This window comes from Undibacterium sp. GW821-FHT11B02, from assembly GCF_058808955.1.
This window is the reverse complement of sequence record NZ_JBXASD010000007.1, coordinates 53,705-78,342: the sequence shown is the minus strand read 5'-3', so window position 1 is coordinate 78,342 and position 24,638 is coordinate 53,705. Positions and strand designations below refer to the sequence as shown.

Annotated in this window: 24 protein-coding genes and 1 tRNA gene; 15 read left to right on the top strand and 10 right to left on the bottom strand. The window is 50.6% G+C overall.

Annotation, left to right across the window (positions count from 1 at the left end; genetic code table 11):
• Positions 1 to 36: 36 nt before the first annotated feature.
• Entirely contained in the window at positions 37 to 2,088 is a 2,052-nt protein-coding gene (locus AC1RVX_RS16115; RefSeq protein ID WP_493217621.1) for a M13 family metallopeptidase, read from the bottom strand.
• Positions 2,089 to 2,125: 37 nt separating this feature from the next.
• Complete coding sequence (locus AC1RVX_RS16110; protein WP_493217620.1) at positions 2,126 to 4,075, bottom strand: CocE/NonD family hydrolase; 1,950 nt, start codon at positions 4,073 to 4,075, stop codon at positions 2,126 to 2,128.
• A gap of 200 nt (positions 4,076 to 4,275) precedes the next feature.
• On the opposite strand from AC1RVX_RS16110, the gene AC1RVX_RS16105 reads away from it, so the two are divergent.
• Positions 4,276 to 4,701, top strand: a complete 426-nt coding sequence (locus AC1RVX_RS16105) for a hypothetical protein (RefSeq protein WP_493217619.1) — start codon at positions 4,276 to 4,278, stop codon at positions 4,699 to 4,701.
• Positions 4,702 to 4,810: 109 nt separating this feature from the next.
• On the opposite strand, the gene AC1RVX_RS16100 is transcribed toward AC1RVX_RS16105, so the two are convergent.
• Positions 4,811 to 5,767, bottom strand: a complete 957-nt coding sequence (locus AC1RVX_RS16100) for a chemotaxis protein (RefSeq protein ID WP_493217618.1) — start codon at positions 5,765 to 5,767, stop codon at positions 4,811 to 4,813.
• Positions 5,768 to 5,829: 62 nt separating this feature from the next.
• Positions 5,830 to 7,200 (bottom strand): nucleotide 5'-monophosphate nucleosidase PpnN, encoded by a 1,371-nt coding sequence (gene ppnN, locus AC1RVX_RS16095; RefSeq protein WP_493217617.1) that lies wholly within the window; start codon positions 7,198 to 7,200, stop codon positions 5,830 to 5,832.
• Between the two features lie 240 nt (positions 7,201 to 7,440).
• Between ppnN and AC1RVX_RS16090 the strand changes: the two genes are divergently transcribed.
• Both AC1RVX_RS16090 and AC1RVX_RS16085 read left to right on the top strand, forming a co-directional pair.
• Positions 7,441 to 7,517 (top strand) — tRNA-Met (locus AC1RVX_RS16090).
• A gap of 130 nt (positions 7,518 to 7,647) precedes the next feature.
• The gene (locus tag AC1RVX_RS16085) at positions 7,648 to 7,875 is read left to right on the top strand and encodes a hypothetical protein (RefSeq protein ID WP_493217616.1); all 228 of its coding nucleotides are present in this window, start codon (positions 7,648 to 7,650) and stop codon (positions 7,873 to 7,875) included.
• A 54-nt stretch (positions 7,876 to 7,929) separates the two neighbouring features.
• On the opposite strand, the gene AC1RVX_RS16080 is transcribed toward AC1RVX_RS16085, so the two are convergent.
• The gene (locus AC1RVX_RS16080; RefSeq protein WP_493217615.1) at positions 7,930 to 8,730 is read right to left on the bottom strand and encodes a LytR/AlgR family response regulator transcription factor; all 801 of its coding nucleotides are present in this window, start codon (positions 8,728 to 8,730) and stop codon (positions 7,930 to 7,932) included.
• Positions 8,727 to 9,764: a sensor histidine kinase gene (locus AC1RVX_RS16075; RefSeq protein WP_493217614.1), complete on the bottom strand. Its 1,038-nt coding sequence runs from the start codon at positions 9,762 to 9,764 to the stop codon at positions 8,727 to 8,729. The genes AC1RVX_RS16080 and AC1RVX_RS16075 overlap by 4 nt, the downstream gene beginning before the upstream one ends.
• Positions 9,765 to 9,976: 212 nt before the next feature.
• On the opposite strand from AC1RVX_RS16075, the gene argH reads away from it, so the two are divergent.
• The 6 genes from argH to AC1RVX_RS16045 all read left to right on the top strand — a co-directional run bounded on the left by argH (position 9,977) and on the right by AC1RVX_RS16045 (position 16,259).
• Positions 9,977 to 11,371, top strand: a complete 1,395-nt coding sequence (gene argH / locus AC1RVX_RS16070; protein ID WP_493217613.1) for an argininosuccinate lyase — start codon at positions 9,977 to 9,979, stop codon at positions 11,369 to 11,371.
• Positions 11,372 to 11,727: 356 nt separating this feature from the next.
• On the top strand, positions 11,728 to 12,876 hold the full coding sequence (locus AC1RVX_RS16065) for an ABC transporter substrate-binding protein (protein ID WP_493217612.1): 1,149 nt from the start codon (positions 11,728 to 11,730) through the stop codon (positions 12,874 to 12,876).
• A 146-nt stretch (positions 12,877 to 13,022) separates the two neighbouring features.
• Entirely contained in the window at positions 13,023 to 13,904 is an 882-nt protein-coding gene (locus AC1RVX_RS16060) for a branched-chain amino acid ABC transporter permease (protein WP_493217611.1), read from the top strand.
• A gap of 4 nt (positions 13,905 to 13,908) precedes the next feature.
• Positions 13,909 to 14,787, top strand: coding sequence for a branched-chain amino acid ABC transporter permease (locus AC1RVX_RS16055; RefSeq protein ID WP_493217610.1), 879 nt, complete (start codon positions 13,909 to 13,911; stop codon positions 14,785 to 14,787).
• Complete coding sequence (locus AC1RVX_RS16050; RefSeq protein WP_493217609.1) at positions 14,788 to 15,549, top strand: ABC transporter ATP-binding protein; 762 nt, start codon at positions 14,788 to 14,790, stop codon at positions 15,547 to 15,549. It abuts the gene before it with no gap.
• Positions 15,546 to 16,259, top strand: coding sequence for an ABC transporter ATP-binding protein (locus AC1RVX_RS16045; protein ID WP_493217608.1), 714 nt, complete (start codon positions 15,546 to 15,548; stop codon positions 16,257 to 16,259). Before AC1RVX_RS16050 ends, AC1RVX_RS16045 begins: the two co-directional genes overlap by 4 nt.
• Before the next feature lie 74 nt (positions 16,260 to 16,333).
• On the opposite strand, the gene pmbA is transcribed toward AC1RVX_RS16045, so the two are convergent.
• Complete coding sequence (gene pmbA / locus AC1RVX_RS16040; RefSeq protein ID WP_493217607.1) at positions 16,334 to 17,686, bottom strand: metalloprotease PmbA; 1,353 nt, start codon at positions 17,684 to 17,686, stop codon at positions 16,334 to 16,336.
• A 171-nt stretch (positions 17,687 to 17,857) separates the two neighbouring features.
• Here pmbA and yjgA point away from each other — a divergent pair, with 171 nt between their 5' ends.
• From yjgA to AC1RVX_RS16015, 5 genes are read left to right on the top strand one after another with little or no spacing between them, the layout of a single operon-like run.
• Entirely contained in the window at positions 17,858 to 18,469 is a 612-nt protein-coding gene (yjgA, locus tag AC1RVX_RS16035) for a ribosome biogenesis factor YjgA (RefSeq protein WP_493217606.1), read from the top strand.
• Entirely contained in the window at positions 18,459 to 19,091 is a 633-nt protein-coding gene (mog, locus tag AC1RVX_RS16030; protein WP_493217605.1) for a molybdopterin adenylyltransferase, read from the top strand. Before yjgA ends, mog begins: the two co-directional genes overlap by 11 nt.
• Positions 19,092 to 19,120: 29 nt before the next feature.
• Positions 19,121 to 19,663: a metal-dependent hydrolase gene (locus AC1RVX_RS16025; RefSeq protein WP_493217604.1), complete on the top strand. Its 543-nt coding sequence runs from the start codon at positions 19,121 to 19,123 to the stop codon at positions 19,661 to 19,663.
• A complete protein-coding gene (locus tag AC1RVX_RS16020; RefSeq protein ID WP_493217603.1) occupies positions 19,660 to 20,334 on the top strand; it encodes an alpha/beta hydrolase in 675 nt (224 codons plus the stop codon). The genes AC1RVX_RS16025 and AC1RVX_RS16020 overlap by 4 nt, the downstream gene beginning before the upstream one ends.
• A gap of 12 nt (positions 20,335 to 20,346) precedes the next feature.
• Positions 20,347 to 21,072, top strand: a complete 726-nt coding sequence (locus tag AC1RVX_RS16015; RefSeq protein WP_493217602.1) for a phytanoyl-CoA dioxygenase family protein — start codon at positions 20,347 to 20,349, stop codon at positions 21,070 to 21,072.
• Positions 21,073 to 21,074: 2 nt separating this feature from the next.
• Here the strand turns inward: AC1RVX_RS16015 and AC1RVX_RS16010 are convergent, their stop codons facing one another.
• Positions 21,075 to 21,617 (bottom strand): YaeQ family protein, encoded by a 543-nt coding sequence (locus AC1RVX_RS16010; RefSeq protein WP_493217601.1) that lies wholly within the window; start codon positions 21,615 to 21,617, stop codon positions 21,075 to 21,077.
• Positions 21,617 to 22,489: a formyltetrahydrofolate deformylase gene (gene purU, locus AC1RVX_RS16005; RefSeq protein ID WP_493217600.1), complete on the bottom strand. Its 873-nt coding sequence runs from the start codon at positions 22,487 to 22,489 to the stop codon at positions 21,617 to 21,619. Before purU ends, AC1RVX_RS16010 begins: the two co-directional genes overlap by 1 nt.
• 247 nt (positions 22,490 to 22,736) lie before the next feature.
• Here purU and AC1RVX_RS16000 point away from each other — a divergent pair, with 247 nt between their 5' ends.
• Complete coding sequence (locus tag AC1RVX_RS16000; protein ID WP_493217599.1) at positions 22,737 to 23,762, top strand: NADP-dependent oxidoreductase; 1,026 nt, start codon at positions 22,737 to 22,739, stop codon at positions 23,760 to 23,762.
• A gap of 84 nt (positions 23,763 to 23,846) precedes the next feature.
• Here AC1RVX_RS16000 and otnI read toward each other — a convergent pair whose 3' ends face one another.
• On the bottom strand, positions 23,847 to 24,638 hold the full coding sequence (otnI, locus tag AC1RVX_RS15995; protein WP_493217598.1) for a 2-oxo-tetronate isomerase: 792 nt from the start codon (positions 24,636 to 24,638) through the stop codon (positions 23,847 to 23,849).

Here is a 24,638-nt window from a genome sequence, read left to right as displayed (position 1 = left end):
CCCCCCAACCTGCATTCCAGGCAATAGTATACGCTCTTACCAAATATTTACCCGGGTCGCCGTTGGACGCAGAGGAGAATGATCCCCTTTACATTGGAAAGCCTCAGCAAATTCCGGCATATTTGCCAATGGTGCAATGACGCGGTATTTGTCCGGGGAATGCGGATCGGTTGCCAGTTTCATACGTAACATTTCATCACGTATCAGGCTGCGGAAGCTTTGTGCGTTAGCAACAAAGAAACGTTGATCCACCGTCAAACCATCTATCTCTTTGGCCTGCGGCTTGTGCTCCAAAGACTTGTGCAGTGCTTGCAGGGCAATTTTCATCCCGCCCAGGTCAGCGATATTTTCACCGGCAGTCAACTTGCCATTGATATGCAATTTATCGATAGGATTAAATTCATCAAATTGCTTTTCTATGGCGTTGACGCGGGTCAGGAATTTTTTCTCATCCTGTTTGGTCCACCAACTTTTCAGATTGCCATCAGCATCATATTGACGCCCTTCATCATCAAAGGCGTGCGTCAGTTCGTGGCCGATGGTAGCACCAGTATTACCGTAGTTGGCCGCGGCGTCAGCATTCACATGATATAAAGGGGGCTGCAGGATACCTGCCGGAAATACCATTTCATTCATGGTCGGGTTGTAATAAGCATTCACGGTCTGCGGTGTCATGCCCCATTCATTCCTGTCTATAGGCTTGCCCAGCTTGGCCAGGTTACGTTTGAATTCAAATTCTGCCGCCCGCGCCATATTGGCTGCATAAGAACCTGTGTCGATCTGCAACTTGCTGTAATCACGCCAGACGTCGGGATAACCGATTTTGACGATCAAGGTATCAAGTTTTTTGTAGGCTTGTTGCTTGGTGGTGTCCGACATCCATTCCAGCTTGCTTATACTTTCGCGCATGGCCAGTTTGATATTGCCGACCATTTCAAGCACACCAGCCTTGGCTTCTGGACCAAAGAATTTCGCCACATACAATTCCCCCATGGCTTCACCCGCCATGGCATCAATCGCACTCAAGACCCGCTTCCAGCGCGGCCGCAATTCCTTGGTGCCAGCCAGTGTCTTACCATAGAAATCAAAGTTGGCATTGACGAAGTCTGAACTCAAGTCGCGGGCACTGGCATTGACCAGTTGCCAACGCAAATAGATTTTCCATTGATCGAGGCTGACCGTATTCATCATGCGCCCTGCTTCGGCGATGAATTTGGGATGTGCCAGATTGAACTGCCCAGGCTGCGCCAGACCCAGCGCATTAAAATAGGCCGTCCAGCCTGTTTTTTTATCCTTCTTTTGCAAGGCATTCAAATCGGTCAGGTGATAACTGGCTTGTGGATCGCGCAGCTCCACCTTGGTCAGCGAAGCCTTGGCCAGACGGGTTTCCAGCGCCATGACCACAGCAGCATTACGCGCGGCCTGATCTGGCGTATTGCCCAGCAAGCTAAAAATTTGAGACACATAAGCCTGGTACTTGGTTCGTATATCTTTGGTTTTGGCATCGTTTTTCAGGTAATAATCCCTATCCGGCAAACCCAGGCCACCTTGCATGATTTCCGGGATATAGCGCGTTGTATTTTTTGCGTCCTGATCAACAGCAAAACTGAACAATGGCATCACACCCTGTTTGTGCAAACCGGCAATCACAGTTAGCAATTCTTGGCTGTCCTTGATAGCATTGATTTTTGCAAGCTGTGGCTCCAGCGGTTTTGCACCTTCCTTTTCTATCTGGGCTTCATTCATGCCGCTGGCATAAAAAGCACCTACCAATTGCGCTGCACGGCTCTTGTCTTCGCCCTTGGCTGCAGCCTCGGCAATCTGTTTCAGCGCTGCCAGATTTCTTTCCGTGACTTCATCGTAGGCACTGTAACGTGCACGGTCAGCAGGTATAGGGTTGGCTTTCAGCCATTCACCGTTTGAATATTGGAAAAAATCCGTGCAAGGATCAGCCTTTGCATCCATGGTCATGGATTCCAGCACCAGTTGATTTGAGGTGGCAGTTTGCGCCATTGCCACATTACCTGTGCATGCGAGGCCTACCAAACTGACCAGCAAACTACGTTTGAAAATATTTTTTGTTTTCATTTTTCATTTCCCTCTTTTTTCTTTTAATTTGCAGCTCTTATTGCGGCAATACCTGAACGACTATCCCTGAATACTGTCCGGGTGAACGATACACTCTCTGCGTCGCCTTTTGGAAATCTTCAGGATTGGCCTTGGGAATATCCATGAATTTTTGCGGATTCAAATCTACCAGCGGGAACCAGGTGCTTTGCACCTGCACCATAATGCGGTGCCCACGACGGAAGGTGTGCTGAATATCCGGCATGTTATAGCTGATGGCCGCCACCTTGCCCGGAACAAAAGGCTCGGGCTTTTCAAAACTGTTACGGAACTTACCGCGCAAAGGCTCCCCTCTCACCAGTTGCTGGTAACCCGCCATGGAGACAGATGGTGGCGGCACGTCGTTCGCCCGGTCGTGCACAACCTGCCGGTCTGGATAGGTCGACGGATACACATCGATCAGTTTCACTATCCAGTCAGCATCCGTGCCGGACGTTGATACAAACAATTTCGGATTGACCGGTCCAACCAGAGTCACATCGTCTTCCAGTGGCGCCGTCTGGTACACCAGCACATCTGGCCGGCTGGAAGCAAAACGCTGGTCAGACACCACATATTCACGCGGCGCACCGGTTGCCGCATAAGAAATGAAAGGCACAGGCTTTTTAGGGTCACTGACATATTCATCAAACGTGTTGAATTCTGTCTGTGGTTCTTTCCAGTTCAGACTGCCATCATTGCCAAAATACAGGGTGCGTTTTTGTGCCTGCTGCGGTGGCCAGCTGGCATATTCACGCCAGACATTTGTGCCGGTTTCAAACACAGTCACTTCTGGCAATGCCTTGCCAGTGGCGCCTTTCAAATACTGCTCAAAGAAAGGGAAGACGATATTCTTGCGGTAATACTCGCCTGTCTTGGTCTCAAAATTCACATTCCCCAGTGATTTACCATCAGCTCCGCCCCAGGCACCATGGGACCATGGCCCCATGACCAAGCCATTGTAATAACCCTTGTTATTATTTTTGATACTGTGATACGTCGTCAACGGGCCTTGCGGGTCTTCGGCGTCATACCAGCCACCGACAGTCAGCACGGCAGCTTTGATGTTTTTCAGATGGGTGGCAATATTCCTGCTTTTCCAGAAATCGTCATAGCTCGTATGTTCTATCGTCGGTATCAGCAACTCGCGCTGTTTGTCTGTCAGTTGCGCCGTGATGTTTTTCAGACTCATGTGTTTAAGGAAAAACTCATAGCCGTCCGATGTGCCGAAATCAAATGATTCCCAGCGCTTGGGCAAGGTTGTAGGATTTTTTTCTATGGTGAAACTGGCATAAAAACCAAAATTGGCCGCCAGCATTAAGGCACCACCGTGATAAGAATCGTCGCCCATAAACAAGTCCGTGACTGGCGCCTGTGGCGATGCTGCCTTGATCGCCGGATGTGAATCGATAATACTGGCCGAGGTATAAAAGCCTGGATATGAAATACCCCAGATACCAACTTTACCGTTATTACCTTTGACGTTTTTCAACAGCCATTCAACGGTGTCATACATGTCCTGACTTTCCACACCCTCGCCAGCCTGTCTGCTGGTTTTGACGTGTGGCGTCATTTCTTGCCAGACACCTTCTGACATAAAACGACCACGCACATCCTGCTTCACGAAGATATATCCGCTTTGATCAAATTCTTTCGACGGTCCCAGTGACTGAGGATAAAAATCCACACCATAATGTGACTGATCACCCTCATGCACACCGCTGCCATAAGGCGAACGGTTGATCAGGAAAGGATAGGTCTTGCTACCATCTTTGGGTACATACACGACGGTGAATAAACGCACGCCATCACGCATGGGGATTTGGTATTCGTACTTGGTGTATAGCTCGCGTATGGCTGGTTTGGCAGTTTCGGGGGTATCAGCCATGACTGATTCGGCAAAAGCCGGAAAGCTGGCAAACAAGGCAAACGCGCACAGCGCTGCACATTTTTTTATCAGAAATCGCATAATATCCTGTATAAACGGAGGTCTGGTTTGCGAGTTGTCTCAGCGCTTCATGACGGGTATTGTCGCCGCATCATCGCCATGCTGTCTTTGTCAAGGAAGCTCAAGAATAGTAACTGAGTGTAATTCCTGCAATAAGTTTCCAGTTTTCGTTCTAAGCTATAGAATCACCCTGAAATTTATTATTACATTGCCATAATGCCATGAATACCTTAAAAAGAATTCTTCTGGTCTGCAGTTTGCTGGCTGTTACCTTCCCGGCAATGGCACACTCTGGCCACTTCCGTACACGCGTCAGTCTGGGAATTTCCATCAACCCATTCCCGATTTATTACGGCGCACGTTATTCCTACGGCCCGCGCTACTATCCGTATGACTATGCGTGGCCGTATTACGGCAGCGTAGTGATTGCCCCTTCTGTCAGCTACGTGGCACCTGTCACCCGTTACACAGAGGTGATTGAGCAGCCTTACAGCAATGAAAGCAATGTCATCAGCCAGCCGGATATCAGTCCGCAAAACAATTCGGGCAAAGACTGGCTGTATTGCCACCAGCCTGACGGTTTTTACCCTGCCATCAAAACCTGCCCCGGTGGCTGGCAACGTGTGCCAGCAGCACCTTCCAGATAATGGACAACGCCTGGAGACCAGGGTGAAAGAATGAAAAAAAGGGTGCAATGATTAATTGCACCCTTTTTACTTTTCAGCATCTGCAAACTGTCTGCAGTTTCACTAATTTTTATTTCGCCAATACAGTGCGTATGGTCGCTGCCAATTCTTCTGCAACGAATTTGGCAACATAGGCATCTGCTCCCACAGTCTTGATATGGTCTTCATTGGTGGCACCAGACAATGAAGAATGGATCACCACCGGCAAGAATTTGAAGCGGTCATCCTGCTTGATTTTACGTGTCAGGGTAAATCCATCCATCTCTGGCATTTCCAGATCAGTCAATACCATGCACACTTTGTCGCGCACGCCCTTGCCTTCTGCCTGTGCTGCTGCAGCCAGGGACTGCAATTTTTCCCAGGCTTCCTTGCCTGTCTTGGTCATGATGAACTGAGCACCCATGGCCGTCAGCGCCTGTTCGATCAAACCGCGGGCGACCGCAGAATCATCAGCCGCCAAAATGGCAGAGCCCGGGATCATCTGCAGCTTGGCGCCGATGGTTTCAGGATCAACATCCTTGGTATCAGACGGTGTGATCTGGCGCAATATCTGCTCTACGTCCAGCACTTGGGCAAGACGCGTATTTTCCGTATCGCCATCAAGACGGGCAATACTGGTCACCATACCGCCTGCTGCACTGCTTTCTGCCGATAAAACCTGACTCCATTCCAGACGCACGATTTCTTCCACCGACTCTACTGCAAAACCTTGAGTGGTACGCGCATACTCAGTCACCAGCATTATATTCAAACCAGTCTTGGGCTTCAGGCCGACCACTGCCGGCAAGTCAATCACCGGTATGATTTGACCCCGCAAATTCACCACCCCCAACATATGCGGCATCGCCCCTGCCATACCAGTGATGGTAGGCATGGCAACTATTTCGCGTACCTTGAAAACATTGATGCCAAACAACTCTGACCGCTCGCTGCTGCCATCCGTACCCAGACGAAACAGCAAAAGTTCAAATTTATTAGACGCTGTGAGGTTGGTACGTTCGTCAACTTCCTGCTGTACGGAACTCATGTCTGTTTTCCTCAAAAGTGATAGGACCAAGCCTATTATCCTACGGTTATATTGCCACGCAATTACTTTATAACACGGTAACAAGGGGTATACGCCTTGCCCGGCAACTTCATGCGACTTTGCGCAACAAAAGACGCCAGCAGGGTATCCATTGATGCCATTATTTCACTATCGCCGCGAATTTCAAAATGTCCATGCTTTTCAATTGCCCGTATTCCCTGGTTTTTGACATTGCCCGCCACCACGCCAGAGAATGCCCGGCGTAAATTGGCAGCCAGCAAATGCGTTTCCTGGTTTTTGTGCAAAGCCAGATTACGCATATTTTCATGCGTGGGTTCAAATGGCTTCTGGAATTCGGCATCAATTTTCAATAACCAGTTGAAATAATAGGCATCTCCCTTAGCCTTGCGGAATTCGCGTACTTTCTTGATGCCGGAGTGCACTTCTTTTGCCACACCTGCCGGATCATTCACAATGATCTTGTAACTCTTCTGTGCTTCTGTCCCCAAGGTTGCTGCAATGAACTGGTCAATCTGGCGGAAATAGTCTGCCGCGCTTTCTGGCCCGGTAAAGATCAACGGGAAAGGTAACTCGGCATTGTCAGGGTGCAGCAAAATACCCAGCAAATACAAAATCTCTTCCGCAGTACCAGCACCACCAGGAAATACTATGACGGCATGCCCAATACGCACGAAAGCCTCCAGTCGCTTTTCTATGTCCGGCAGTATCACCAGATCATTGACTATAGGATTTGGAGCTTCAGCCGCAATGATGCCGGGCTCGGTTATCCCCAGATAACGGCCAGTCGTCACCCTTTGTTTGGCATGACCTATGGTCGCGCCTTTCATCGGGCCCTTCATCGCACCCGGCCCGCAGCCAGTGCAGATATCCATACCACGCAAGCCGAGCTGGTAACCTACTTGCTTGGTGTAATCATATTCCGCTCCCGAAATCGAATGTCCACCCCAGCACACCACCATGTTCGGATTCACTTGCGGACGCAACAGATTGGCATTGCGCAAAACATGGAATACTGCATCACTGATACCTTCAGTCGTACCCAGATCAAACTTCCTGTCATCGCCGATTTCTGCCTCGATGAACAGAATATCGCGCAATACTGCAAACAAGTGTTCCTGTATACCCTTGACCATAACACCGTCGACAAAAGCACTGGCAGGCGCACCCTTGACATCAAGTTTGATGCCGCGTTCGCGCTGTATGATGCTGATATCAAAGCTTTTATAGCGTTCCAGCAATTCCTTGCCGTCATCGAGGCCACTGCCACAGTTCAGTACGGCCAACGCACAACTGCGGAACACCTGATACAAACCACCGTGACTATTGTCCAGCAATTGTGCCACTTCGGCCTTGGATAGCACTTCCATCCGGCCTTCCGGGGAAATCTGTGTGTCGATTACTTCAAATTCCATGACTACTTTTTCACTCCTGAAAATAGCGCACAGGCTTGCTGCGCATGACTATACTGCCAACCATACCGTACTTCCATTATGCATGGATTTCGATCCAACTTCTGCAATAGCGATGTTTTTTTTATGCAAGAATTTGCGAACAATTGTTGCGCAATTGTTGCGATATAAAATCGTATAAAAATATTTACACATATAGATTGTAAGCCGCGCCAATGCCATGTACAATTCGCATCCTTCAGACGCGGGGTGGAGCAGTCTGGCAGCTCGTCGGGCTCATAACCCGAAGGTCGTAGGTTCAAATCCTGCCCCCGCAACCAAGATTTTCACTGTGCAACCGCACACCATCAGCAATCTCTATCCCGGCTTTGGTCAGTTACCAAAGTGGTTTTCTATTATTGCAGACATTAGCAACAACTGACGCTTGCCAACATCACTCATTTTAGCCTGATGAAAGACAACAAAGATAACGCCACCCAGGAATTGCCGGGCTTTGGTGAGCCAGCGCCAGTAGTGGCCGAACCAAGAAAAGCGACCAAGCTAGTACAGCGCCAGCAAGGTAAGAAGCAAGAGCAGTTGGAATTGCTGGAAGTACTGGGGCCGACGGATTGCAGTGGCTTGCCAGCATGGGTATTCGATGAAAATACGGATCTGACTGGTTTGCCAGTGTGGCGCTAATCTGGTGCTAATCTGGCGTTATTCCTACATCAAGTCACCAGCATAACTACCAAACTACATACGCACCAACGCCTTGATGACCGGCCATTGCCGGCGTGAGATAGGCAGGCGTTCGGCAGCGCCGGACACAATCACCTGCCAGGACTCGCTTACTTTTTCCTGACCAGCTTCTGCATCAACCACATGCGCAGCCCGTTCGACACCACTGATTGCAGCGCGCGCCACCAGGGCATTGCGATGCACCCTGACCAGCAAATCACCAAGTTCAGTTTCGATGGATGTCAGCGATTCTTCTATCAAATATTCACGCCGGCCAGTATGCAGGGTGACATATTTTTGTTCGGCCTTAAGAAATAACACCTCGGCTACCGGCACCAGCAAGATGCGCCCTCTTTCCAGCACGGAAAAATGCTTGCGCCTGGGAATGGCTTTGTCGCCCACCGCTGGCAGTGTCACAGGGCGACCATCGCGGATCTGTTCTGCAACGCGCCGGATGGCATCTTGCAAACGACTGGCGCGCACTGGCTTCATCAAATAATCCAGCGCATGCACTTCAAATGCCTTGACGGCAAATTCGTCATACGCCGTCACGAATATGATGGAAGGCTGGCGGAAACCAGCCTGATGTTGCCCCAGGTGCTGCGCCAGTTCTATGCCGCTCATACCAGGCATTTGCACATCCAGCAATAAGATATCGGGTTGCAGCCTGGTCAGTTGATCCAATGCAGAGATGGCGTTTTCTGCTTCTCCCAACACCGCCGTCGGACAATCTGCCTGTATGTCAGACAGCAAGGTCATCAACCTTTGCCTGGCGGGCGCTTCGTCGTCAACGATTAATATCTTGGGAATCATCATCTCTTGGCTGGAAAATGCAGTCTTATTTCAAATTGCTCACCCTTCACTCCATACTGAAGTTGCGCTTCGATATCATAGAGCAAACTTAATCGCTGCCTGATGTTTTCCAGCGCCATTTGGTTACCAGATGTTAAATTGGCGTCAGCGTGATAAGGGTTGGTAACAATTATTTCTACCTTGTCCAGCAAGCGCCCCATCTCTACCCTGATCAGGGCAGGAGTGACGGAAGGCTCAACGCCATAATGCACGGCATTTTCCAGCAGCGGCTGCAACAGCAGTGAGGGTATGTCGATTTCCCGTTTCTCCTGTTCACTTAGTCTGTCACTTACCCACTCTATCTGCAGGCGATCACCAAGCCGGATTTTTTCGATTGCCATATATTGCTCGCACAAACGCACCTCGTCGTACAAGCTGGTCATAATGCGGTTGTCACGCATCAGTACCCGAAACAGGTCAGCCAGATCTTCCAGCATCAGTTCCGCTCTGCGCGGCTCGGTACGGATCAGGGCCAGTGCCGTGTTGAGGCTATTGAACAGAAAATGCGGTCTGATACGTGCCTGCAAAGCCTGTAGCCTGGCTTCACCCAGCGCGGGTGAAAATGCACGGGCGCGCAATTCAAAATACTGCTGAAACGCCAGCCCCAGCAAGAAGCAACTGAACATCGCGAAATTGATATCGAAATGTGGAAAACTGTATTCAAACCATTCCATGTTTTTCAGATACTGCAAGTACAGGCCAGCAATCGCGGCTGGCAACAAACCACATAACAAGCGCTGCAACCAGGACTGAAAGGGATAGCGCATGGCCAGCCTGCGCAGATTACACAGCAATAGCAGAGATATCAGGCTGATGGTTTCCAGCAGGATAGAGCACTCCAGGAAATTCTGCAGCATGAGATACCAGCTATCGCCACGTGCCCACAACACCAGCATGGCCAATATATTGACAGCCACCAGCACACGGGATATCACGCCGACATTGCAACAATCGGGGATCAAAGGTTCATCTTGTGGTAAGGCGTTTTTTTTTGTCATTCTTGTTTCATTTATGTGGGCCGCATGAGATGCCGGGAATTGACCTGTATCTGTGCAATATCATAAAAAAACTGGAAAACCTGCCATTTTGTACGGGGATTATTAGCATTTTGCTCAAGTCAGCCCCCAAGTCACGGGGTATTGCAGGCCAAAATCTGGGATAATCTGCACCAATCTTTAAGCAAACGCAGCCAAATTGGCAAACTATTACTATGACATCACAATTCAATAAAAAAAGCGAGGCATGGTCTGCCCGCTTCTCGGAACCTGTCTCAGATCTGGTGAAACGCTATACCGCGTCAGTGTTTTTTGACAACCGCATGGCTGCTTTTGACATCCAGGGTTCGCTGGCACATGCAGAAATGCTGCAGGCACAAAACATCATCAGCGCCCAGGACTATGCCGATATACAGCGTGGCCTGACACAGATACAAGCAGAAATCGACAGCGGCAAGTTTGAATGGCTGCTGGACCTGGAAGATGTCCACCTGAACATAGAAAAGCGCCTGACCGAAATGGTAGGCGATGCCGGCAAACGCTTGCACACTGGCCGTTCACGCAATGACCAGGTCGCTACCGATATCCGCCTGTACATGCGCAGTGCCATCGACAATATCGTGGTATTGCTGGCGGATTTCCGCAGCGCCTTGCTGGATCTGGCAGAAAAAAATGCCGATACCATCCTGCCAGGCTTTACCCATATGCAAGTGGCCCAACCAATCACCTTTGGTCATCACATACTTGCCTATGTTGAAATGTTTGGCCGTGACAGTGAACGCATGCTCGATTGCAGAAAACGTGTGAACCGCCTGCCCCTGGGCGCAGCTGCCCTGGCTGGCACGACATTTCCTATCGACCGTGAACGCGTAGCCAAAACACTGGGCTTTGATGAAGTCTGCTACAACTCGCTGGATGCGGTATCTGACCGCGACTTCGCCATTGAATTTTGCGCTGCCGCTGCCCTGATCATGACCCACATCTCCCGCATGTCAGAAGAACTGGTGATCTGGATGAGCCCGCGCGTCGGCTTCATCGATATCGCAGATCGTTTCTGCACCGGCTCATCCATCATGCCGCAAAAGAAAAACCCTGACGTGCCTGAACTCGCACGTGGCAAAACGGGGCGCGTCAATGGGCACCTGATTGCCCTGCTGACTCTGATGAAAGGCCAGCCACTGGCCTACAACAAGGACAACCAGGAAGACAAGGAACCGCTGTTTGATACAGTTGATACCGTCATCGACACCCTGCGCATCTTCGCCGACATGGCTGGCGGCATCAGTGTCAAGCCGGAAGCCATGCGCGCCGCCGCGCTGCAAGGCTATGCGACCGCGACCGACCTGGCTGATTACCTGGTCAAGAAAGGCCTGCCTTTCCGCGATGCCCATGAAGCCGTGGCATTGGCGGTACGCACCTGCGTCGACAAGGGCTGTGATCTTAGTGATATGTCACTGGAAGAGTTACGTGCCTTTTCCAGTCTGATCAATGAAGACGTATTTGAAGTACTGACACTGGAAGGCTCGGTTGCTGCCCGTAACCATATCGGTGGCACTGCACCAAACCAGGTAAAAGCAGCGATTGCCCGCGTGCGCAAGCAACTGGCATAAGCTCGCCAATAGGCTGAACAAACAACAATCCCAACACATGCCAGCTTGCCTGCTCACACAGGCTCTGGCATGTTCTGCCATTCTCCAGTACGGCATTTTCAGGCTAAAAAACTAACCTCATCAGTAGTACTACTTAAGTAATGGATATTGCATCGCAGCATGGCGTTTTATTGCTGCTAAGGTTGCCAGCCCATACAATCCTCCGTGACAATAAACAACTAATAAGTTTAGCGATCTCGCCATTTCCATTTCTGGGCAGATAAATTTGTTCTGAAAATCAACAAATTTAAAAACATAGTCCGTCTGTCCCGCGTCGCGAATCGCATGAGTCACAATAATTTTTCAGGAGATCAACCATGTCATACCGTCTTAAATTGCTAGCTGCCGCCACTCTCTTGGCCTATTCCACATTGAACCAGGCTGCCGATATCAAAATCGGCGTTGCCGAAGCGCTGACCGGCCCAGCTGCGAAATACGGTGTTGCCATTAAAAATGGTTTCACGCTGGCAGCAGACCAGATTAATGCCAAGGGCGGTGTAAACGGCAACAAGATACAGTTGGTTGCAGAAGACGAACAGGGCAAAAAAGAAGAAGCGATCAATGTCTTCAAAAAATTGCTGTTCCAGGAAAAAGTATTGATGATTTTTGGCCCTACCCTGTCAAATTCTGCCTTTGCCGCTGATCCGATTGCCAACGCCACCAAAACTGTTGTATTTGGCACCAGTAACACTGCTGATGGCATCACCAATATGGGCCCATTCACCTTCCGCAATTCCGTCATGGAAGCGGACGTATTGCCAGTCACTACGCGCGCAGCGGTCAAGCAATTCAATATCAAGAAAGTCGCCATCCTGTACGGCAACGATGATGCGTTTACCAAGAGCGGTTACGATGTTTTCAAAAATGCCCTGACTGAACAAAAAGTCCCCGTCACAGATACAGAAACCTATGCCAAGGGTGATGTGGATTTCAAGGCGCAGTTGACCAAGATCAAGGCCTCCAATCCTGACGCTATTGTCTGTTCCTGCCTGGCAGAAGAGGCAGCGAATATCATCCTGCAAACCCGCTCGCTGGGTATGAAGCAGCCATTCATAGGTGGCAATGGATTCAATTCACCAAAACTGTTTGAAATCGCCAAAGACGCTGCCGACAATACCTTGATGGGCAGCCCATGGTCTGCTGAAAACCCATCCGCTGCCAATAAGAGCTTCATGGCTGACTACAAGGCAAAATTTGGCTCAGACCCGGACCAATTTGCAGCACAGGCATTTGACGCCATGCACATCGTTGCGGAAGCACTGAAAAAAGTCAGCCTGAGCGGTAGCCTGGAAAAAGATCGCCTGGCGTTGCGTGATGCCTTGCCGGCTGTAAAAATTGAAGGCGCAACCGGCAAATTTGCATTCCGCCGCGCCGCCCCCAAAGATGGCAAGGAAGCTGGCTATGATGCCCAGCAAGACGCCATCGTCAATATTGCTAAAGGTGGCAAATTTGTATTGTTAAAATAAGTGGATACCCTGCCTCTGACCTCCCGGTCCAGGGGCAGATGTTTCATGACTTTCTTGCCGGGGTGACTTTCATCCCATTGCCGTGTGCTGGTGACTACTCTACATCCGCACCTGCAAACGAAACAATCCTAATCATCTGGATATCCATGCTGGCACAACAACTCATTAACGCTCTGACTCTGGGCAGCGTCTATGCACTTTTCGCCCTGGGATTCACGCTGGTGTTCGGCGTCCTTGGCGTCATCAATTTATCGCACGGCGCGATTTTCATGCTGGGTAGCTATATTGCCCTGCTGCTGGTCAGTTCCTTCCAGATGTCATTATGGATGGCCATGCTACTGGCGATGTTGGTTTGTGGGCTGCTGGGCGTCGTCGTGGATTTTCTGGTCTTGCGACCATTGCGAAAACGCAATGCCCCACATCTGGCCCCGATGATTGCCACAATAGGCGTAGCCATCATGATCACCAATATATCCCAAGGGATTTTTGGTGCAGAAAACAAACGTTTTCCATTTGGCACCATACCCGAAGAAAGCTTCAGCCTTGGCAACCTGCACCTGACTGCAGTTCAGCTCGCCATTGTCATCATTGCCTTCGTTCTGATGCTGGTGCTATTGCAAGTCATGCGCCGCACCCAAATTGGCCGCGCCCTGCGCGCCATTGCCGAATCGCCCAAGGCTGCATACCTGCTGGGTATCAATGTTGAAGGTCTGTTTTTCCTGACTTCATTTGCCGCTGCGGCGCTGGGTGGCGCTGCTGGTGTGCTGGTCGGCCTGTCGTTCAATGCCATCTCTCCATTCATGGGGCAACCGATGCTGCATAAAGGCATTGCCGTCATCATTCTTGGTGGTATGGGCGATATACGCGGTGCCATGATAGGCGGCTTGTTCCTGGGCTTTGCTGAAGTGATGAGTGTCGCTTATCTGTCGAGCGATTTCCGAGATGCGGTGGCTTTTGGTCTGTTATTTATCATCTTGCTGGTACGCCCTTCCGGTATGTTCGGCAGAGTACTGGAAAGAAAGGCGTAACGCTATGCTTGAATGGTGGGATAGTTTTTGGGCTATTTATAGCACAGTCATTTTTGGCATAGGCATCAATGCCATGCTGGCTCTTTCGATTTACCTGACCTTGTCTTGCGGTTTGCTGTCACTGGCCAATGCGGCATTCATGGGCATCGGTGCCTACACCGCGTCCATGATCAGCATGCAAACGGGCATGCCATTCCCGCTAGCCTTGCTGGCTGGTGCCATCATGCCGGCCGTCGTCGCGCTGATCATAGGCATACCGACGTTGCGACTGTCCGGTGTTTACCTGGCCATGGCGACGCTGGGCTTTGGTGAAGTCGTACGTGTCATTGTCTTGAATATGGAAATCACCGGCGGCCCCATGGGCTTGAACGGCATTCCACAAAAAACGGAATGGTGGCACATTGTGATCTTGCTGGCAGTCATCCTGTTTGTACTGGCCAGGATGCGGCGCTCAAAGATAGGTCGCGCCTTTGAGGCGATCAAGGAAGATGAGATTGCAGCCCGACTTATGGGTGTGAATGTCAGTGGTTACAAGCTGCTGGCATTTGTCATGGGCGCATCCATCGCGGGTATTGCTGGCGGTTTGAATGCACATTACACCTTCACGATAGGACCAGGCAATTACGCATTTGAAAATGCAGTGGACATCCTGACCATGGCAGTGTTCGGCGGCACCAGCAACCTGATTGGCCCGCTGATAGGCAGCACCAGCCTGACTCTGTTACCAGAATTCATGCATTCTTTAAAAGATTTCCGCCTGGCTGCCAACGGCTTGATACTGATACTGGTCATCCTGTATTTACCCAAAGGTATCTGGGATCCGGCAAGAATCAGAAACTTTCGCAAGAAGTTAACATCGTCACGCTCCGGAAAGGTTAGCTAAATGCTGGAATTACGTTCTGTCAGTAAAAATTTTGGCGGCTTGCGGGTATTGCAGGATGTCAGCTTTACCATGCCACAAGGCAGTATTTATGGCTTGATCGGCCCCAATGGTGCTGGAAAAACCACCATCGTCAATCTGATTACCGGTCTGCTGCGCCCCAGCAGTGGCGAATTGCGCTTCAACAACCAGGATCTGACCACAGTCGCCAGTCACAAAATCACGCAACTGGGTGTTGCCCGCACCTTCCAGAACATCCGTATTTTCAAGGAAATGAGTCTGCTGGAAAACGTCGTGGTAGGCATGCATGATCATCTCGACTATGGCGTAGCCAGCATGCTGTTCAATCTGGGTGCCTACAAAGACGCAGAAAAAAAAGCCAAAGAACGTGCACATGAATTGCTGTCGTGGGTCAGACTGGATCATAAAGCCCATATGCTGGCAGACAACTTGTCATACGGTGAGCAACGCAAGCTGGAATTTGCCCGCGCCCTGGCCACCCAGCCCAAGCTGCTCTTGCTGGATGAGCCGGTCGCTGGCATGAACCCGGCTGAAAAGACTGAACTGATGGCAGAAATCGTCAATATACGTAACCGTGGTTTTTCGATTTTCATGATAGAACACGACATGCGCTTTGTGATGGAATTATGCGACCGCATAGCTGTACTTAACTTTGGCAAAATCATCGCCGAAGGCACGCCGGAAGAAGTGCGCAACAATCCAGACGTGATTGAAGCTTACCTGGGCAAGGAGGATGCAGAATGAGCCAAATTTTGCGCGTCCAGGACCTGCATGTCATGTATGGCCACATTGCTGCCGTCAAAGGCATCAGCCTTGCCATTAATACTGGCGAAATCACGGCCCTCGTCGGCGCCAACGGTGCAGGTAAAAGCACGACCCTGCTAGCCATTTCCGGCTTACTGAAATCAGCATCGGGGCAAATCTTTCTGGAAGATGAAAACATCAGCCAGCAATCACCGCACCATATCGTGCAAAAAGGTGTGGTGCAGGTCGCCGAGGGCCGCGCCATTCTGACGACGCTTACTGTCAGGGAAAATCTTGAGCTGGGTGCCTACACCCGCAAGGATAAGACGCAAATCGGCAAGGATATGGAATGGGTCTTTACTCTCTTCCCTGTCCTTAAAAACCGGGCAACTGGTCTGGCTGGCAATTTATCCGGTGGTGAACAGCAAATGCTGGCCATAGGCCGTGCGCTGATGGCAAAACCCAAAGTGCTGCTGCTGGATGAACCTTCAATGGGGCTGGCCCCGCTGGTGGTGCAAGAGATTTTCCGCATCCTGAAGGAAATCAATCAAACCGGTCTCAGTATCCTGCTGGTAGAACAAAACGTCAGGCAGGCACTGAAAATCGCCAAACATGGCTATGTGCTGGAAAATGGCAACATCGTTCTCAGTGACACGGGTGCTAACCTGCTTAGCAATCCCAAGGTCATCGAAGCGTATCTGGGGGCATGAACAAGTCACGCACCAACAAAAAAAAGACCGTCTGAATCAGATGGTCTTTTTTTCTGCAAGCCAAACAATGATAATCAGCTACCGGCAACCGTCATGTTTTCGATCAGGATAGAACCAGTCTGCTTGGTGCCTCTGATCAGGGTATCGCTGCCGATGGCGACAATCTGTTTGAACATGTCGCGCATATTGCCAGCGATCGTGATTTCTTCGACGGCGTATTGAATCACGCCGTTTTCCACCCAGTAGCCAGAAGCGCCGCGCGAATAATCGCCTGTCACATAATTCACGCCCTGCCCCATCAACTCAGTCACCAGCAAGCCGCGCCCCATCTTTTTCAGCATGCCGACAAAATTATCCGAGCGCTTGGTCAGCGATGATGTCATTGACAGATTATGCGAGCCGCCTGCATTACCAGTGGTTTGCATGCCCAGCTTGCGGGCTGAATAGGTGGACAGGAAATAGCCTTGCAACACGCCATTGCTGACGACATTGCGCTTCTGTGTTTTCACGCCTTCGTCATCAAACGGTGAAGAACCAACTGCACCGATGACATGTGGATCTTCCAACACCTGAATGTGATCAGGGAAAATCTGGGTGCCTAGAGAATCCAGCAAGAAAGTGGATTTGCGATACAAAGCACCACCCGAGGTAGCCTGTACCAGTGAACCCAGCAAGCCTGCCGCCAGCGGTGCCTCAAACAAGACTGGGCATTTGCGGGTATCGAGCTTGCGTGCATTCAGCCTGGCCAGTGCGCGTTCAGCCGCATAACGGCCTATGGATTCAGGGTCGGCCAGCTTTTTGGCATTGCGCTGAGATGAATACCAGTCATCCCTTTGCATTTTTGCACCCTTGCCAGCAATCGGTGCAACAGAAATGGTGTGACGTGAGATCGGGTAACCACCCATGAAGCCACGAGAATTGGCTGCCACAAAATGCGATTGCTGGGCATGCACGCTGGCACCCTCGCTATTCGTGATACGTTTATCAACAGCAAATGCTGCTGCTTCCGTGCGTTTTGCCAATTCTATGGCTTCTTCGGCACTGATCAGCCATGGGTGGCACAGTTTCAAGTCTTTCGGTGCCATTTCCAGCAACTCTGGCTCAGGCAAACCGGCGCAATCATCTTCTGCAGTAAAGCGGGCGATATTGTAGGCTGCATCAACCGAATCACGCAGGGCCTGCTCAGAAAAGTCCGAAGTACTGGCATTGCCGCGTCTTTGGCCGATATACACAGTAATACCGATACCCTTGTCACGGTTTTGCTCTATGGTTTCCACCTTGCCCTTGCGGACACTGATGGACAGGCCACCACCTTCACTGATCTCTACTGCAGCGTCAGATGCTCCTTTTTCGCGGGCGAAACGCAACATATCCTGCGCGATTTGCTTTAACTGGTCTTGGGTATGGGTAAAAACTGGTTTGCTCATAGATGGAGTTTCTGTGGGAAGCTAAACAAAAATATTTGCCATGGAATTATCGCAATCATACCCCCTTGCCAACGCAAAGCTTGCCCTGACGTGGGTGTTTTTGGGTATTTCCTAGCTAAAAGGGGTATCATAGCAGCCGTTTCATTAAGTTAATAGTAAAGGCGCAGAATTATGCCAAATCCAAATCGTGGCTCATGTGGCTACCAATCCAATGAGTTCGAGCAAGAATACGATCGTCCATCCAAGTCACAATTAAAGCGCGAAATGACCGCTCTGCAAAAATTGGGGCAAGAACTGGTCGAACAACCGCGTGAACGCGTCAAACGTGTCCCCATGCCGGAAGATGTGCGTGATGCCATCCTCGAATGCCAGCAAATCAAGGATCATGAAGGCCGCCGCCGTCAAATGCAGTACGTGGGCAAGAAAATGCGTACCCTGGATGAAGAAGAAGTCGCCCTCATCCAGAAAACCATAGACAGCTGGAAAGGCGCTTCCAAATCGGAAACTGCCGCCATGCATGCACTTGAGCGCCAGCGCGAAAAACTGCTGGCTGACGACAATGTATTGACCGAATTGCTGGCGGAAAATCCACAATTGGATGTACAGCAACTACGCACCCTGATACGTAATGCCCGCAAGGAACAGGCAGAAAACAAGCCGCCCAAGGCATATCGCGAGATTTTCCAGATTTTGAAAGATCTGCAAAAATCGAAGACCAGTGCCAAGGCGGATGACGCTGATGATATAAACGAAGAAGATGACGACGAGTACGATGACAGATAATTCTGCCGGGTGTGCAATTGAGGAAAGGCTGAAAATCGGTCTGGTCTCCATTTCAGATCGCGCTTCCGCCGGCATTTATCAGGATCAGGGCTTGCCAGCCTTGCAGGAATGGTTTGGCAAGGCACTGACCACCCCCTGGGAAATGGTCACCCGCCTGATCCCTGACGAGCGAACAGCGATAGAACAAGCCCTGATTGCCCTGGTTGACGAAGAACAATGCCATCTGGTCATCACGACAGGTGGTACCGGCCCGTCCAGGCGCGATGTCACGCCCGAAGCTACATTGGCGGTTGCGACAAAGGAAATGCCAGGCTTTGGTGAACAGATGCGTCAGATCAGCCTGCAATTCGTACCGACCGCGATCTTGTCACGCCAGGTTGCGGTGATACGTGAAACGACTGAACATGCTGCATTGATACTGAACTTGCCGGGCCAGCCAAAATCCATCAAGGAAACGCTGGAAGGCCTGAAAGATGCCGATGGCAAGCAGCAGGTCGCCGGTATTTTTGCCGCCGTCCCGTATTGCATCGATTTGATCGGTGGCCCGTATATCGAAACCGCTGATGCGGTCTGCAAGGCGTTTCGTCCAAAGAACGCCATACGACCTAAAAATCCGGCCTGATGTCTGGCAACAACTGATTATCCGTCGCCATGGCAACGATACTGACCCACCCTATCATTCCGCTGACTTGCGGCCTGTTGCTTGGTCGCCAGCGTATTTCATGGCAATTGCTCATCCTGGGCATGTTATGCGCCATCTTGCCGGATCTGGATGTCATCAGCTTCAAGCTGGGCATCGCTTACGAATCACCGTTTGGACATAGGGGCTTCAGTCATTCTCTGCTGATGGCCGTCCTGATGGCAACTGTAGCCTGCATTTTTCATACGCGCCTGGCAGCCAGTCGCGTGGTGGTCTGGCTGTTTATCGCCTTTTCTACTGCGTCACATGGCATGCTGGATGCCCTGACCACTGGCGGGCTGGGTGTAGAATTTTTCTGGCCGCTTACCGAAGAACGCTATTTCTTTCCCTGGCAATTCATCAAGGTATCGCCGATAGGCGTGAACCGCTTCCTGACCACGCGTGGTTGGCAAGTCTTGCAGTCAGAGCTGCTGACCGTATGGTTACCCTGCATGCTCTTGCTGCTCGCAGTAAAATTGCTCACTTATTTTAATTCTTTCAGAAAATCATCATGACACAAAACATCCTGGACACGGTAGAAATCGAAAGCAGCCCCAACCCGACGGTCGCCGTCATCTGGATGCATGGCCTGGGAGCCGATGCCAATGATTTTGTGCCCATCGTCAGAGAACTGGATTTGAGCGGCAATCCCGGCATACGCTTTGTATTCCCGAATGCGCCGACCATGCCAGTGACCATCAATGGTGGTTATGTGATGCGTTCCTGGTATGACATCCTGGGTACTGACATCGCCAGGCGTGAAGATGAAAAAGGTCTGCGCGTATCACAAAAACGCATAGAACAATTGATTGCTCGGGAAAATGCACGTGGTATTCCATCTGAACGCATTCTGCTGGCTGGCTTCTCACAAGGTTGTGCAATGACCTTACAAACCGGCTTGCGTTATCCTGAAAAGCTGGGTGGCCTGTTGTGTCTTTCCGGTTATGTTCCTTTGCGTGACCTGATTGCCACCGAACGCCATGCGGCCAATCAGGACACACCCATCTTCCTGGCCCATGGTCGCTCTGATCCTGTGATCCAGATACAACGTGCCGAAGAATCACGCGATCTGCTGAAGCAATTAGGATACAAGCTTGAATGGCATGAATACATGATGCCGCATTCAGTCTGTCCTGAAGAAGTGGACGATATCAGTACGTGGCTGAAAAAGGTTTTGCAAGGATGATCTGATAGTCTGATGTCAACAACATCAAACAGTTATCCGGACCTCGCTGAAAACTTGGGCAAGCAGGGCTTTGCCCTGTTGCCCGGCTTTCTCAACCAAACCGAATTGTCGGAACTGGAACAGGCCTGCCAGCCCATATCCGGTGACTACGGCGTCCGGCTAGTCTTGCAAACCTACCCGGCCATTGCGCTAGCCCTGCCCTGGCAGAAAATATACGCGGCGTTGCAGGCGGCAGACATGCCGGATGCAAAACCTGTGCGCAGTATCTTCTTCAACAAAAATGCTGAACACAACTGGCTGGTAGCCTGGCACCAGGACATGACTATCTGCGTGGATCAGAAAATGGAAGTGCCTGGATACACAAAATGGACACTAAAAACCGGCGTACACCATGTCGAGCCACCAGCAGATGTATTGGAAAACATGCTGACCCTGCGCATAGCGCTTGACGCTGCCGACCACGACAACGCCGCCCTGAAAGTCATGGCAGGCAGCCATCGTTACGGCAAACTAAAGGGTCAGCAGGTAGACACCTATGTTGAGAATGCCGCGCAAACAGATGTGCACGTCTGCGCCATGCAGGCGGGCGACGTTTTGCTGATGAAGCCACTGCTATTCCATGCATCGGACAAGGCCAACCATGCTAACCAGCGTCGGGTTCTGCATCTGGAGTTCAGCAGCACTACGCTGCCTGTACCCATGCAATGGGCAGAAGCAGCGGATGCAATGTCAGCCTGAATTTAAGAAAAGTCTTTCAGCGTTTCCAGATCAATCTGCACAGACGCTTCACCAGCAGACATCCAGATTTGTCCATCCTGTATCGTGCATTGCAATTGCATGTTGCGCTGGGCGAGTTTTTCCAATGCCTGGCTTTGCTCTGAAGGCACATTCATGACACGCAAATTCTTGGCACGGTCAAGACGGCTGTTCATTGCCTTCCACCAGATATCACTGGCGCTGGCAAAACTGTAGACAACGACCTGCTCTGAACGGCCACAGGCTTTCAGCAAACGCCTGTCGTCCGGCTGGCCGACTTCTACCCACAACTGTATGGCATCGGTGTAATCCTTCAGCCAGATATCGGGTTCTTCGGTATCAGATATACCCTTGCCGAATTCCAGGCGTTCTGCCGCATGAATGGCAAAAGCCAGCACACGTATCATCATGCGTTCATCGGTTTCGGATGGATGGCGGGCGATCGTCAGGCTATGGTCAGCATAATAGCCGCGGTCCATATCCGAGATATTCAGGTCAGCCTTGTAAATGATGGATTTGAGTGCCATTACTTGAACACCACCGTCTTATGGCCATTCAATAAAATACGATGTTCAACAAAGCATTTAACGGCACGCGCCAGCACCACGCATTCAACGTCACGACCGATAGCGGTCAGGGTTTCCGGTTCCATGGAGTGATCAACACGTTCCACATCCTGTTCAATAATCGGGCCTTCATCCAGGTCACCTGTTACGAAATGTGCGGTAGCGCCTATCAGTTTGACACCACGCTCATGTGCCTGGTAATAAGGCTTGGCACCCTTGAAGCTGGGCAGGAAAGAATGATGGATATTGATCGCCTTGCCCTTCAGCGCATCGCACAATTGAGGCGACAGTATCTGCATATAACGCGCCAGCACCACTAGCTCTATATCATTGGCAGCAACAATATCCAGCACTTTTTGTTCTTGTACGCGCTTGGCTTCTGCCAGTGCGCCAGCTGCCAGCGGCAGGTGATGGAAAGGAATGTTATAGCTGGCCGCCAACTGATAAAAATCGGTATGGTTGGATACGATGGCCTTGATCTCTACTGGCAGCAAACCGCTCTTGTAACGGAACAGCAAATCATTCAGGCAATGACCAATTTTGGATACCATCAACATCACGCGCGGCTTGTGATGTGCGTCATGCAGTTGCCAGTTCATTTGCATGCTACCACCTAGCACGGCAAAATCTTCCCGCAAGGCGCTGTCGCTGATGGCTGTGTCTTCCACGGCGAAATGTACGCGCATGAAAAAAGTGGCCGACTGCGCATCACCAAACTGGGCAGAGTCGATAATATTGCAGCCATGATGGGCCAGGAAACCCGATACGCTATGCACAATGCCGCGTTGATCGGGACAGGATAAGGTCAAGATATATTCTGGTCGTATGCTCATGATTTCAGTAGTGTGGCCCGGAGTTAATAGCGTCCAGGCCAGGGTGACAAATTAAATTCGTTGATATAGTAGTAAAGCTTAAAAATTAACTGTGTATTGTCGCATGTTCAGCCGCATAATTCATAGAACCCGATTCCAATTAAATAATCACAACAAAAAGCACGATCGTACTAATTAGTGTATAGTCACTCTTCTGACAGCCCCATTTTGATTCAGACGCCACAAGTACTTACATCAAGGAGACAACATGAGCACACTCAGCAACCAGCAATACCGCCTCGCCGCTCGCCCAGTTGGGAACCCCAAGCACAGTGACTGGAACTTCACCACAGAAGCAGTGCGCGACATCACCAATGGTGAAATTGTCGTACAAACCATTTATATCTCGCTGGACCCGGCCATGCGCGGCTGGATGAATGAGGGCAAATCCTATATCCGCCCAGTCGCCATCAATGAAGTGATGCGTGCTGGTGGCATAGGCAAGGTGATTGCTTCCAAATCCCCCAACTTTGCCGTTGGTGATTATGTTTCCGGCGGTACGGGTGTGCAGCAATACTGGGTAGGTGCTGCCGATGACAAAACGGCTGGCTTTTACAAAGTGAGCCCTAAACTGGCTCCCTTGCCCAAATTTATGAATGCCTTGGGCATGCCTGGCATGACGGCCTATTTCGGCCTGCTGGACGTGGGGCAGCCCAAGGCGGGCGAAACCGTGGTGGTATCCGGTGCAGCCGGTGCCGTTGGCCAGACAGTGGGTCAGGTCGCCAAGCAAAAAGGTTGCCGTGTTGTTGGTATCGCCGGTGGCAAAGATAAATGCGATTTCGTTATCAATGAACTGGGCTTTGATGCCTGCATAGATTACAAGTCCGGCTCAGTCAAAGATGGTTTGAAAGAACATTGCCCGAATGGCGTTGATATCTACTTTGACAATGTCGGTGGTGACATTCTCGATACCGTACTGACCCGCATCAATCTGAAGGCACGCATCATTATCTGTGGTGCCATCTCCCAGTATAACAACACGACTCCAGTCAAAGGTCCGGCCAACTACCTGTCACTGCTGGTCAACCGCGCCCGCATGGAAGGTATCGTCGTATTTGATTACGCTGCCCGTTATGGCGAAGCAGTAGCTGAAATGGGTAAATGGATGGCTGAAGGCAAGTTCCAGACGCGTGAAGATATCGTCAAAGGCATAGAAACCTTCCCCGATACCTTGATGATGCTATTTGAAGGTAAAAACTTTGGCAAACTGATCTTGCAGGTCAGCGAAGAATAAGTACTCTGCTTTACCAGGCGCACAACAGAAAAGCAGTCATGAAGACTGCTTTTCAGCTTCTTATTTGTATATCGGCATCATTCTTCACTTCAGCCAGGGCTTTACCCAGGACAAACCTTCCGACGTACCAGCGCGTGGCCGGTATTCACAACCTATCCAGCCCTGATAGCCCAGTTCATCAAGCAAATCAAACAGGTAAGGATAATTGACTTCACCCTGATCCGGCTCATGCCTGTCCGGCACACCGGCTATCTGTACATGACCAATACCGGCGTGCTTACGTGACATATCACGGCGCAGCTTGGTGGCGACATCGCCTTCGACAATCTGGCAATGGTAAATATCAAACTGCACACGCAAATTCTCTACCCCAACTTCCTGGCAAATTTCCTGTGCTTCATCCTGCCGGTTCAAAAAGTAACCGGGGATGTCGCGGGTATTGATGGGTTCAATAACGATGGTGATGCCATCCCGGTCAGCCAGCAAGGCGGCATAAGAGAGATTGCTTAAATACACGGCGCGATGCTTTGCCCTGTCCTGCTCTGGCTGGATCAGGCCAGCCATCACATGTAAAGTGCGATTACCCAGGGCACGGGCATAGTCCAGCGCCTGATCAAAACCTAGTTTGAACTCTTCTTCACGCCCCGGTATCGATGCCATGCCACGCTCACCCGCTGCCCAGTTACCGGGCGAGGTATTGAACAACACCTGCGTCAAACCATTGTCCTGCAATAGTTTTTGCAAGTCCTGCACCGGATATTCATAGGGAAACAGATATTCAACTGCCTTGAAACCATCTTTCGCAGCAGCAGCAAAGCGCTCAGTAAAAGGTAATTCGGTATACATCATGCTGAGATTGGCAGCAAAACGTGGCAT